The following is a 12,639-nucleotide window of genomic DNA, read 5'->3' as shown; positions in this document are numbered from 1 at the left end:
CCCTAACGGATCTCTAGGTTGTCTTTGCATGGGTAGTGCACCGGTACCCCATTGGGCATAAAACTTGGTCTGTCGTGGGGTTTGCCACACTGCGTTACTATCACCGCGACCTTTCCTGTCCCGCCGGCTCTCCCCACTGCCACCTCTATTTCTTGCTGTTGCCGCAGTGCCTGCGCATCATCGCGCACCCGAATCACGATTTTGTCGCGGAGTTCTATCGGCCCACTTACAAGCGCTGCGGGTGTTTCTGGCTTTTCTAGCTTTAGGACGCCTCCTCGTCCCCATGCCCCCAATATCACTAGGCCCCATAGCACCGTTGCCCAGCACCACCGAAGTCTGCGCCAGTGCCGAAAGAAACGCACGCTGAGCAACAGCAATGCAAGCAATCCGGTAGCCACACCTGCCCACGTCCATCCACCTGGGGTGGCGAGCATCGGGACACTGGAGCCAATGCTTGCCACCCGTAGAATCCAGGCTGCACAAGGCACGGCTGGGGCAATGATGATCGTGGCCAACGGTGCCGTCACCGGCGGGTAGATCGCGGCCACGAGCGCGGCCGCCAGACCCAGCACAGTAATGATGGGAACCGCCGCTGTCACCGCCAAATTGCATGCCACGGCTACCAGCGAAACTTTGCCTGTCATGTGAATGATGATCGGTATGGTCACAAGATCCGCAGCGATGGCCACCAACACCATGCGCACCAGCATTGCCTGCAACTGTGTGGGATGGCCGTTTATGGATAACCACGGAATCAGTGTCATCCGTGTCAGTACGGCTTTTGACCACCATGGCAACACCACAACAATTCCCGCCGTCGCTGCACCAGACAGCACGAAGGCATAGCTGATTGACATCTCCGGAAAGATCACCATCAGCAGAATCACCGCCGCGCAGAGAGAGGCGATCACATCCGTCCACCGGGCGGAGGCTACGGCGCACAGCCCAACACTGCCCATAATGGCAGCCCGCAGAACACTTGCTTCCGGCCCGACCAGCAGTACGAAAGCCACCAGGGCCACCCCAGCTACCGCCAGCCGAGTAAGCCGTCCCGCTTTGCATGCCGTTGCTAGAACCAGGGCTGCGCCAGTAACCACTGCGACATTGGAGCCAGAGACCGCGCTGAGGTGACTTAGCCCAGTGACGGTGAATTGATTACGCAATGTGGAATCTTGCATGCTGACATCCCCCATCACCATGCCAGGCAGAATCTTTCCGGTATCCCACGGCAAATCAGCGCACAATCCATGAAAGCTGGAGCGCAACCAGCTGGTGATGCGCCACAGTCCTTCCGGACCAGTGATATTCTCCGGTGCACGCGTGGCCGAGAGCGTGAGGGGAAGCATCTCCGCGCCTTGGCTGGGACGTGCGGTGGCTGCGATGTCGAAGCTCATTCCGGGTTGCAGCTCAGTGAAACCGCTGAGTGTTCCGTTACCCGCCTCAGCCAAATCCGGGCGTAGGAAGAGCGGCACCTCGCCTAGGCCATGCACGTTCACGGGAACCATCACCGTTCCCTCCGCCACCTGTTTCGGTAATCCGGCCACAGTCACGCTCTCCCGCACACTGCCTGTGCCTGTGGAGAGGTTTCGCAGTTGCAGTTGGGCGTCAATAAGTAGGATCCGCAACCACGTACCCAGCCCGACGGTGCTGGCGGTGGCACCGACAACAGCAACGCTTCGCGGGAGCATCCGCCACAGTCGCCCGCGCAGGCTCCGGCGAAGGTAAAGCCACCCTGCAACGCTCATGACCGTGACTACGCTGCCAAACACGAGAGGCCAAGAGCTGCGGGTCAGGATGATCGCGGCAGCCATCAGCCAGCATGCAAGGGCAACCGGCACGAGCCGCAAATCCATACCCCGGGCTTTGGTGACCGCCTCCGGAGTGAATGGCTCTGGAGTAGCTGACCTCGACGGAAACGCCTCCGTGCCTGCGGATCCCTGGGATCGACGGAACGCCGGGGATGTCGACTTTCTAGAGGGTAACGGCATCGCGCATTGCCTCGAACTTCGCAGGTCCGATCCCTCGAACCTCTAAAAGCTGCTCCACGCTGGTAAAAGGGCCATTGGAATCACGCCAGGCGATAATGGCCTCAGCTGTTGCTGGGCCGATACCACTGATTGTTTCCAGCTGTGTGGAATCTGCGGTGTTGAGGTTCACCTTGCCCTCCGCGCCCTCTGTGCCACCTCTGCCTCCCGAGTTCCCCGTATTACCGGCGCTAGCGCCCTTCGCCCCGGCGCCTCCCTGTGCGGAGACGGCTCCGCCTGCATAGACCACTCGCGAACCGCGATCATCCACCACGATCTGCATACCATCGCCGACGGGTTCAGCGAGGTTGATGCCTAACACCACCGACTTTGGCAGTCCTCCACCGGCGGCCTCAATCGCTTCCCCTACGCGCGTGCTGGACTTCAACCTGAGCAGGCCAGGACGGCGCACCATCCCCTGCACGCTGACTACAACATCCTGTTCGTGGCCCTTGTCATCTGCTCCAGCTCCCCCAGCGCTTCCTTGGCCATCGCCCATGCCACCGGGGACATGTTCCGACTGTTCAACACCTTGTAGCACAGGGGCGGGTGAGGTTCCTGAAGCGCCAACAGCCGGCCCACTAGTGCCTGCAAGAAGTTCGGTTCCGCTCGCTTCCGACGCACCATTCTCACCCCCGCGCTGGCAGGCGAACAGCGTTACACAAATCAGCACCGCCACTACAACGAGCCCGATCAGTGCCCGGGAGGCTCTTCCGCCAATGACTGCATGGGTGTCCAAATCGACATTGGAGAGTTCATGCTCAGGCATTGGCTGGGCCAACGCTTCAGCGCGTGCGCGTACTTTTTCTACGGAACTCTGCCGCATTCGTCGTGTAGACATGCGCCGAGCACACCATACGAGTTAGGCATCGTGGCCTTGCATGACAGCTTGCCAACAGCAAAAGCCCAGAGAGCTGTGGAAAACGTGCAGCCTGTGGAAAACAGTGACCGACGCACTACGCTTTCGCTAAGGGGTCAGTCCGCTTTCTTCTTGTCTGTGCTCTTCTTGTCAGTGTTCGTCTTGTCTGTCGGCTCGTTAGCCTCAGCAGACTCAGTTAGTTCGGCCTTTCCCTGCATGGTCGCCGCCACCCCCAGTGCGCCTTGCCCCACGTGCAACTGCAGCACTTCGGGGATGTTAACAATACGCACCTCTACCTGCGGTAACGACTTCCAGGTCTCTACGCGAACCTGCCTGCGCAGACCATGCGGGCGCGGCTCTGGTTGCTCAGTTGGTGCCTTGAGCTGGTTGAGATCCTCCACCATCTCCCCGATCCGCGCCGATAGATCCACGGCCTGCTCCTCGGCATCGCTATGGTGCACGGCGATGTGAACGGCCCGAGGGTTCCCACTGGCCTGTACTGCCTCGTCTATCACTAGTCGGCGAACGAAATTCACCACCCGATCCATGGCCTTGGCCTGGGTGCGGGTTTTAGCCGCCAACGTCAATTTTCCCTCGGCCAGCTGCAGGATCGGCTTAATCGCGAGCGTAGAGGTCAGGAGCGCCTGCCCCACCGATAGTCGTCCACCTTTGCGGAGCACGTCCAATTGATGGACGTATAACCACAGCGAAGAATTCTGCAGTGACTCCTCGGCCACCGCCACCACAGCATCCAGATCCGCCCCCTGTTGCGCAGCCTCGGCGGCATTTAAAGCGGCAAAGCCCAACACCATGCCGATATTCTTCGTATCCAGAACCCGTACCTGGCCGTCGAACACTCCTGCAGCAACGCAAGCATTGGCATAGGTTGCGGAAAGTTGCTTGGAAAGGTGCAGCGCCAGCACGCCTTCATCCCCGCCGCGCTCCAAAAGCCGGGCATAGCTCGCGGTCAGCTCCAAGGAGCTGAGACTCGAGGTGGTTTGTTCTTCACCCTCGCCCTCAACATGAAGGTCCAGGACCGTTATGCCGGCCTTTTTAGCTACATCCTCCGGCAGACAGCAAGAGGAATCAGTGACGATCTGGACGGTCACTTCCTACCTACCTTCGCTGGAATCGCGTGCAGAGGAGGTGGTGGCGTCGCTACCCAAAGAGTTAGAAGAACCACCTGGCAGCGCCCCCTCATCCGGGCTTGCGTCGGTGGCTACGCCAAGGTTCCACCCCTCCAGATGCCACTGCGGAAGCACCCACCAGTCCTCACGGGTGGAAGCAACCAGAGGCACCGTTGAACCGTCGACGGCCACCGGAGTAGTGCCCTTGGCCTCGCCGGTAAAACGCGGGCGAGCCAGCAACTGTGACCAGCAAGCATTTCCCAGGCCGGTGAATACCGGGTAGTAACGCACCGGCAGATCCAGCAGGCGTGCGGTCAAAGCACCGATCGTCCCACCATGGGCAACGATCATCACATCGCCTTCATCAAACGTGTCTGTAGCCATGATCTCCTCGATCACGGCATTTGCTCGCTCCGCAACCTCCAAGCGCGTCTCGCCTCCCGGCGGTGCCCACTGTGGATCATGGCGCCAATAAGCCCGTTGCCCTGGAAACTCACGGTCAACGTCCTCGCGCGAGGCGCCCTGCCATTGCCCCAGATCCGTCTCCCGCAAACGCACGTCGGTCGTAACCTCGCAACCGAAAGGCTCAGCAAGGATCAGCGCCGTATCGTAGGCGCGGCGCAAGTCGCTGGAGATGACCCGCGCAATCCGCTTGTCCCCTAGCATCTGCGCCGTCACCTTGGCCTGCTGTACTCCCACTTGAGAAAGATCGGTGTCCAGCTGTCCCTGCATACGCCCCGTGGCGTTATATTCCGTCTGCCCGTGACGGACCAAGTAGACCCTGCGCTCACGCATGAACGGCCTGGCGCTTAGAGCTCGTCCGCGTCCGGGGCAGGCCCAGCCAACGGAAGGTCGTCAATGCTAGTGGCTTCCAGCACGTCCACGTCTACGTCGGCATCCCAGTTGCCGCCGCGATCCAGCTGCTCCACGCCTTCCACCTCGATCTGTGGGGCGTCTCGCCACAGACGATCCAGTGCGTAGAATTCGCGCTCTTGCTTGCGCTGCACATGCACTACGACATTGCCATAATCCAACAACACCCAATGCCCTTCGCCGCGACCTTCGCGGCGAGTCGGCTTTGGCCCGTCCTGGCCCACTTCGTACTCCACCTCGTCGACGATGGAGTTAACCATGCGCTCATTATCGCCACTGACGATGACGAATACGTCGGTGATGGCCAAGCGATCCGAGACATCGAGAACCAGGATGTCCTCCCCCAGCTTCTCAGCCGCTGCGCGCGCCGCCACTCCGGCGAGCGCGATAGATTCTGCGGTGGCAGTCAAAAAATCAGCCCTTCATCATTGGTTAAAAACAAATCCAGTTTAGCAACCCACCAGCTATTCGCTGGAAACGTACATGCCGTGCTTGGCGATGTACTGCACCACGCCATCGGGCACCAAGTACCACACTGGGCGTCCACTGGTAGCCCGCTCCCGCACGTCGGTGGAGCTAATGGCCATCGCAGGAATCTCGACCAAGGACAGGCGCCCCGCCGATACTTCCTTCGACAGCGGGTCATCGCTATCGTCATCACCCTTGGGTAGTTCGTAGCCGGGGCGAGTCACTCCCACGAAGTGCGCTAGGTCGAAGATCTTCTCCCAGTCCCGCCATGTGACGATCTTCTGCAGCGCATCTGCACCGGTAATAAAGAACAGCTCGGCTTCGGGGTATTGGGCGCGAATATCAGCAAGGGTGTCCACGGTGTACGTATCCCCACCACGGTCGATATCCACACGGGATACCAGGAAGCGCGGGTTGGAGGCCGTCGCAATGACGGTCATGAGGTATCGGTCCTCGGCCGCAGATACCCGCTTGTGCCTTTTCTGCCATGGCTGTCCGGTCGGTACAAAAACCACCACATCCAGGTCGAAAAGGTCCGCAACCTCGCTACCAGCAACCAGGTGCCCATTGTGGATCGGGTCGAACGTGCCACCCATGATGCCGACCCGGGTGGGCTGTGTGGTGGTCTTTTGCACTGTTGTTTCTACCTTCTCAACTTCCTTCACCAGGTCTTTTTCTTTCCGTTCGGAAGATTCTAATCTGGAGGGGTACGGGCGAACGATTGCCCAAAATTATAGGTCAAAGCGCAAGGAGTGTCCGATCTAGCGATGAGAACCAATCCTTGGGTTCCGAACCAGCACGGCGCGTGGGCAATGCTTTTCCTTCCTATTGTCACGGGGCTAATCACCGCTGACGTCATTGCACCGTCCTATGGCAATCCCGTCCAGTGGTTGGCGCTAACTTTCATGCCACTGGCCTGGATCTTCGGGTACTTCACCTATTTCGCCTTTGGTTTGTGGTTCAAGACTCGCAACCCGACGCGACGTCGTGCTTATCTGTGGCCGACTCTGACCTACGGCGCGCTGACGGCAACGTTCGCCACAATCGTTCTCTATCTGCAGCCACGGCTGCTGTGGTGGACAGTTGCCTTCGTGCCGTTGATCGCCATTGCCCTCATGGAGGTTTTTCGACGGCGCCCCCGCAGCCTCATGTCCGGCATAGCCACCACGATCGCGAGCGCATTGATGTACATCGTTGCCGTCTCCGCCAGTGGCTTTTCCATCTTGCCGTGGTTCTTCAGCGAAGCTCCAGTGGCGGTCTGGGTAACCACATTGACCATTGGCCTTTATTTCACTGGCACGATCTTCTACGTCAAGACGATCATCCGCGAGCGCGATAATGCCCCCTTCGAGCGCATTTCCCTGCGCTATCACCGCATCGCGTTGCTGGTCACGCTGATCACGGCCACCGCAGCGGCGTTGGACGGTGGTTATACGGCCAGTGCACCGCTGATGATCCTGCTCATGGCCGCAGCTACCCTACGCGCCAAGCTTGTGCCGCCGATCGCGAAGGCTAACCCCCGCGACTGGACGCCTAAGAAGGTTGGCATGTGGGAGGTTCCGCTGTGTCTGGTTCTGGCTCTCGGTGCGAGCCTGACGCTCGTGGTGTAGCTGTCTTTTTTGTGACGCCCACTTCTCAAACGGAAAAGTAGGCGTCACAACCAGACGGCTATGGGCGTACCTGGCCTTCGCCGTTGATGATCCACTTGGTGCTCGTGAGTTCCGGCAGCCCCATCGGACCACGGGCGTGCAGCTTTTGAGTGGAAATGCCGATCTCCGCGCCGAAGCCGAACATCTCTCCATCCGTCCAGGCGGTAGAAGTGTTGATAGAAACAGCAGCTGCGTCGACGTACTGCTCGAAGTAACAGGTGGTCTTGTAATCGCGGGCAGCAATGCCCTCCGTGTGGCTGGTACCGAAGCGATTGATGTGCGTTACGGCTTCCTTTACACCATCGACGATGGCAACGGCGATATCGAAGCTGAGGTATTCGTCGGTCCAGTCGCTATCCTCGGCCTGAACAACATCGTTGATCAGCGGATCCAGCTGCTTCTTCTCGCCGTGTAGGGTTACGCCTGCCTTCTGCAGCTCTTCCAGAACATAGATCTTATCCGGATCTGGCAGGGCGGAATCCAGCAGCAGAACCTCGGTGGCGTTGCACACGGAGCAGCGACGGGTCTTGCCGTTGATGACGAGCTTCGTCGCCTCCTCGATATCCGCCGAGGAGTCGATGTAAAAGTGGCAGTTTCCGGTGCCGGTTTCAATGGTCGGGACGGTCGCACCCAGCACAACCGCGTTAATTAGCCCGGCTCCACCGCGCGGGATGACGAGGTCCACCAGTCCACGGGCGGTAATGAGATCCTGCACCGAATCGTGAGTATCGCACGGCAGCAGCTGCACCAGCTCGCGAGGCAGGTCGTGGGACTCGGCTACGTCCTGGAGGATCTGCACCAGCTTCTGATTGGTGTGGCGGGCAGACTTGGAGCCGCGCAGCAGTGGCACGTTTCCGGACTTGATAGCCAGACCAAAAGCATCGACGGTGACGTTCGGGCGAGCTTCGTACACCATTCCCATCACGCCCAGTGGTACGCGCACCTGCTTCATGCGCAAACCGTTGGGGCGAGTGTGGCCGCGAACAATCTCGCCCACCGGGTCGGACAAGCCGATGACCTGTCGCAATCCGCCGGCGATGCCGGCGATACGCTCGGTATCCAGAGCCAGACGATCCAGCAGTGAGTCGGCAAAGCCGCGCTCCTTGCCGGCTTCGATGTCCTTCTCGTTGGCGGCGATGATATCCGCCGCGTTGGCCTCCAGCGCGTCAGCAGCTGCGGCCAGCAGATCGTTCTTCTGCTGGGTATTGAGCAGCAGCTGGGAGCTAACCTCCTTGGCCTTCTTGGCCTTGGCTAGAACTTCGTCACGTTCTGCCTGACGTTCCGGGGAAAGGGTGTTCTCTTTAGCGTCGTTGGAGTTTGTCATACCAACCCATGCTAGCGAACTAGCCCTTGAGCTGCGCTCGGTTCGAATAATGGGACATGTAGTCGGCGTGTACCACCGGCCTGCGTGCGAACTCCGGCAGGTCGGACGTCGACTGGCCGATCAAGTCGTGCAGCATGGCGGAATCGTAGGCAACTTCGCCACGGCCAACGATCTTGCCGTCCGGGCCGACCAGATCCACCACATCCCGCTGCGAAAAGTCACCGTCGACCTTGGTAATTCCCACGGAAAGCAGGGATTTGTGGCGCTCTGTTACGGCACGTACCGCACCGGCATCCAGGTGCAGCTGGCCATGGGAATCCGCTGCGTAGAGCACCCAGAATTTCCAGGCACTCAGGCGATCCTGATCCGGCCAGAAGCAAGTTCCAACCTCTGCAGTATCCAGTGCGGCACCGATGTTTTCCGTCGAGGTCAGCAACACAGGCACGCCTGCGCGGGAAGCAAGGCGAGCTGCAGATACCTTCGCGGCCATGCCGCCGGTTCCCAGTCGCCCACCATCGCCAGCCGCTACGCCTTTAAGATCCTTGGAAGTCCTCACTTCAGCGATAAACTGCGCGCCTGGCTCCGCCGGGTTGCGATCATAAAGGCCATCCACATCGGATAGCAGAACGCAGGCATCCGCGAAGGCCAGGTGGCTCACGAGTGCAGCCAGGCGGTCGTTATCGCCGAAGCGCATTTCGGACGTCGCAACCGTATCGTTCTCGTTGACAATCGGCACAGCCTTGAGCTGGCGCAAGCGGTCAATGGTGCGCTGGGCATTTCGGGCACGGTCGCGCTCTGCGGCGTCGGAAGCAGTAAGAAGAACCTGGCCGATAGTTCGGCCGTAACGGGCGAAGCTTCGCGCCCATTCCTGAGCCAACAGCACTTGGCCGACGGATGCGGCTGCCTGTTTTGTAGCCAAGTCGGTGGGGCGTTGTGAGAGTTCCAGCGGCCCCATTCCGCAGGCCACCGCGCCAGAGGATACGACGATGACGTCCGTATCGCGCGCCATTCGCGCTTCCAGTGCATCGGCGATCATGTCGATCTGATTCGGGTCAACCCGACCCTCATCATCGGTCAGCGAGGAGGAGCCAATCTTTACCACGAGGCGGCGGGCATGAGCGATGTCGCTACGGACATCGGAATTGTGACCCATCGCCGGGTCATCTTCATCGGCCTCCGGCTCGGGAAACTCGATCGACGTCGCAGGAACCACCGGCCCCGGTTCGTGCACCGGCCTCTGGCCGTAGGTGGGCACAGGCGCCACGGGTTCGGGGGTCACCTCCCCCGGTCCGGCGTAGCTAAACGCGGACTGGGCTGAACTGAACTCTTTTTCGGCTTCAAAGTCGGAATCGGAGGATGACATACAACCCAGTATGCCAGCCCCCGCTCGCACCTTGTGCGGATTAGCGCAAGGCGACTACCCCTGCCAACGCTCGCGCTCTGCGACTTCCCCATCACCAAAATCATTCTCATCGATGAGGCCACGACGGGCCTGGGAAGCACGCTTGCGCTCTTCCGGAGTAGCGCGGGTGGTCTGCTCAAGGCGTGCATCGGTGCCGCGCCCACTGCGCATAACGTCCACACCTGCGGCGGTCTGCGGATCCCATTCGAACGTAATCTCGCCGATCGTGACCTCACTGCCGGCATCGGCGCCAGCCTTGTAGAGTTCCTGCTCCACTCCTGCCTTCGCCAAACGGTCAGCCAGGTAGCCCACGGCTTCGTCGTTTTCAAAGTCGGTTTGGCGGATCCACCGTTCAATTTTCTCGCCGCGCACAATGTAGGCATCTTCGGCGGATGGATCGACTTCGACCTCGAACTCGGCAAAGCGTCCACCGCTGCGCTTTCGCAGGCCCTTCGGAGTAATGACCTGCGCCGGCTTCTCCTCCACGGGATGCGCCTTGCGGTGGGCCTTCACAATATCCATCAGCGCATACTTCAGTGCATCAAGTCCTTGATGCGCAACGGTGGAAATGCGGAAGATCGGCCAACCGAACTCTTTAAGCTCTTCTTCCTGAAGGTCGGCCATGTCCGAAGCATCTGGCACGTCCATCTTGTTGAGGATGATGACGCGGGGACGCTCACGCAGGTCACCCAGCCCGGAGTCGCTCGCCAGCTCCTCCTGATAGTTCGCCAGTTCTTTTTCCAGCGCCTTGATGTCAGCTACGGGATTGCGGTCTGCTTCGAGCGAGGCGGCGTCGACAACATGAGCCAGAACAGCGGTGCGCTCGATGTGGCGCAAGAAGTCCAGCCCCAGTCCCTTGCCTTCGCTGGCGCCGGGGATAAGGCCCGGAACGTCGGCGATGGTGAAAACCTCGTGGCCGAGGTTCACCACACCCAGGTTGGGAACCAGTGTCGTAAATGGGTAGTCCGCGATTTTCGGCTTGGCTGCGGAGAGCACGGAAATCAGTGAACTCTTACCCGCCGAGGGAAAACCCACCAGTCCGACGTCGGCCATGGACTTAAGCTCTAGGGTGATGTCTTTGGTCTCGCCGGGCTCGCCGAGTAGCGCGAATCCTGGGGCTTTTCTGCTTTTGGACGCCAACGCCGCGTTTCCCAGTCCACCGTGCCCACCCGCGGCGACGATCATCCGCGTTCCCCTGCCAGTCAGGTCCGCAATTGCCTCACCGTTTGAGTTCAGTACGACTGTTCCTTCGGGAACCTGAAGCACAAGATCTTCACCGCGGGCGCCGTGGCGGTGATCACCGGCGCCGTTGTTTCCGCGCGGAGCCTTGATATGCGGGTGGAAGTGAAAGTCCAGAAGGGTATGGACTTGTGGAGAGACTTCCAAAATGATGTCCCCACCGTGGCCACCGTTGCCTCCATCGGGGCCTCCAAGGGGTACGAACTTTTCACGGTGAACGGAGGCACAGCCGTGGCCACCGTCACCGGCCTGCAGGTGCAGCACTACGCGATCAACGAATTGTGGCATGACGTTCCTTTCACCCCAATTGAATCTTCGAGCTCCGAGTCTATAGGGGATTTCAACATCAACCTAAAGAACAGCTTCCGCGGCTCTTTATTTTTCCTTGCCACGATCATGATTTATAGTTAGCCTACCCTTGCATTCAGTAAGGGTTGGCTAACTTTATGTTCTTGTTGGCCTACTCACCCCCACGTAAAGGACTCACTATGCGTTTTTCTCCTCTGCGCAAGCTCTGCGCAGGAGTCATTGGAGCTACCCTCGCACTGGGACTCGCAGCCTGCGGTGCGTCAGGAGTAGTTGATTCTAACTCTGACGCGAATGGAGCTGGTGGATCAGTCACGGTCACTGACGTCACTGGCCGCCAGGTCAGCTTCGACCACAAACCAGAAAGAATCCTTCTCGCAGAAGGCCGCGGCCTGTTCGCCACCTCCATCCTCAATAAGGAGGATCCCATGGAAAAAGTCGTGGCGATCGGCTCCGACCTGCACAAGGCTGCCCCCTCCTATGAGGAGAAACTTGCTGCAACACATAAAGATTTAAAGGATCTACCGACGGTGGGCAATATCGCACAGGGCGACGTGAGCGTAGAAAGTCTGCTATCCCACAAACCAGATGTCACCGTGCTCACCCTGGATCACAAGAAAGCTGCCGAAGAATCCGGCCTGCTGACAAAAATGGACCAGGCCGGCTTGAAGTATGTGTTCACCGACTTCCGCCAAAAGCCACTGGAGAACACCACGAAGACTATGGATCTCTACGGTCAGCTCTTTGGCAAGGAAGACAAGGCCAAGGAATTCAACGACTTCTACAGCGCCAAGGTCAAGGACATCACTGACCGCGCCAGCGCCGCGAAGAACAAACCAAAGACACTGGTGTGGCAGGCGGCAGGAATGAAGGATTGCTGCGCCACAGTGAAGGAATCCAACCTCGGCGACCTCGTGAACGCCGCCGGTGGCGAAAACCTGGGCGACAGCCTGCTGGAGTCCGAATCTGGTGACCTGACCGCAGAGAAGGTCATTTCTGAACAGCCCGAGCAGATCATCGCCACCGGCGGCGCCTGGGCTAAGGACCCGGAGAAGCCGGAGGTCCTCCCCCACGTGGAGCTCGGCTACAAAGCTAAGCCCAACGTCTCCGAGAAGACGCTCCAAGGTCTTCTGGAAACTCCAGGCTTCACAGCTCTAAAGGCTCCTAAGGAAGGCAAGCTACGCGGGGTTTATCACCAGTTCTACGATTCCCCGCTGAACGTGTTCGCTCTCGAGCAGTTCGCCAAGTGGCTCCAGCCGGAGACCTTCAAGGATCTCGATCCACAGCGCGACTTTGCTGACTTCCACAAGAAGTGGCTCCCGTTTGAGTATTCCGGAACGTTCTTCACGTCAATCAAGAACTAACGCC

General features: G+C 59.5%; 11 protein-coding genes. 2 read left to right on the top strand and 9 right to left on the bottom strand.

Annotation, left to right across the window (positions count from 1 at the left end; genetic code table 11):
• Positions 1-2: 2 nt before the first annotated feature.
• The 6 genes from AC06DS_RS05960 to nadD form a co-directional block, all read right to left on the bottom strand.
• Positions 3-1,853 (bottom strand): ComEC/Rec2 family competence protein, encoded by a 1,851-nt coding sequence (locus tag AC06DS_RS05960; protein ID WP_477100205.1) that lies wholly within the window; start codon positions 1,851-1,853, stop codon positions 3-5.
• Between the two features lie 118 nt (positions 1,854-1,971).
• Positions 1,972-2,865 carry a ComEA family DNA-binding protein gene (locus tag AC06DS_RS05955; RefSeq protein ID WP_477100204.1) on the bottom strand — a complete coding sequence of 298 codons (894 nt, stop codon included), beginning with the start codon at positions 2,863-2,865 and terminating at the stop codon, positions 1,972-1,974.
• A gap of 134 nt (positions 2,866-2,999) precedes the next feature.
• Complete coding sequence (locus AC06DS_RS05950; protein ID WP_476728360.1) at positions 3,000-3,992, bottom strand: DegV family protein; 993 nt, start codon at positions 3,990-3,992, stop codon at positions 3,000-3,002.
• Between the two features lie 3 nt (positions 3,993-3,995).
• A complete protein-coding gene (locus tag AC06DS_RS05945; RefSeq protein WP_477100203.1) occupies positions 3,996-4,805 on the bottom strand; it encodes a histidine phosphatase family protein in 810 nt (269 codons plus the stop codon).
• 14 nt (positions 4,806-4,819) lie between these two features.
• On the bottom strand, positions 4,820-5,293 hold the full coding sequence (rsfS, locus tag AC06DS_RS05940) for a ribosome silencing factor (protein ID WP_293791415.1): 474 nt from the start codon (positions 5,291-5,293) through the stop codon (positions 4,820-4,822).
• 54 nt (positions 5,294-5,347) lie between these two features.
• On the bottom strand, positions 5,348-5,947 hold the full coding sequence (nadD, locus tag AC06DS_RS05935; protein WP_477101188.1) for a nicotinate-nucleotide adenylyltransferase: 600 nt from the start codon (positions 5,945-5,947) through the stop codon (positions 5,348-5,350).
• A 171-nt stretch (positions 5,948-6,118) separates the two neighbouring features.
• Between nadD and AC06DS_RS05930 the strand changes: the two genes are divergently transcribed.
• Positions 6,119-6,961, top strand: coding sequence for a YwiC-like family protein (locus tag AC06DS_RS05930; protein WP_293791416.1), 843 nt, complete (start codon positions 6,119-6,121; stop codon positions 6,959-6,961).
• 58 nt (positions 6,962-7,019) lie between these two features.
• On the opposite strand, the gene AC06DS_RS05925 is transcribed toward AC06DS_RS05930, so the two are convergent.
• The 3 genes from AC06DS_RS05925 to obgE are packed head-to-tail and all read right to left on the bottom strand — an operon-like array spanning position 7,020 to position 11,253.
• On the bottom strand, positions 7,020-8,324 hold the full coding sequence (locus AC06DS_RS05925; protein WP_477100202.1) for a glutamate-5-semialdehyde dehydrogenase: 1,305 nt from the start codon (positions 8,322-8,324) through the stop codon (positions 7,020-7,022).
• A 19-nt stretch (positions 8,325-8,343) separates the two neighbouring features.
• Positions 8,344-9,687 (bottom strand): glutamate 5-kinase, encoded by a 1,344-nt coding sequence (gene proB, locus AC06DS_RS05920; protein ID WP_293791418.1) that lies wholly within the window; start codon positions 9,685-9,687, stop codon positions 8,344-8,346.
• A gap of 54 nt (positions 9,688-9,741) precedes the next feature.
• Positions 9,742-11,253 carry a GTPase ObgE gene (gene obgE / locus AC06DS_RS05915; RefSeq protein ID WP_477100201.1) on the bottom strand — a complete coding sequence of 504 codons (1,512 nt, stop codon included), beginning with the start codon at positions 11,251-11,253 and terminating at the stop codon, positions 9,742-9,744.
• A 200-nt stretch (positions 11,254-11,453) separates the two neighbouring features.
• Here obgE and AC06DS_RS05910 point away from each other — a divergent pair, with 200 nt between their 5' ends.
• Positions 11,454-12,635 (top strand): ABC transporter substrate-binding protein, encoded by a 1,182-nt coding sequence (locus AC06DS_RS05910; protein ID WP_477100200.1) that lies wholly within the window; start codon positions 11,454-11,456, stop codon positions 12,633-12,635.
• Positions 12,636-12,639: the final 4 nt, after the last annotated feature.

The sequence above is a fragment of the Corynebacterium sp. TUM25015 genome (assembly GCF_056393505.1).
This window is presented reverse-complemented; position numbering and strand designations above follow the sequence as displayed.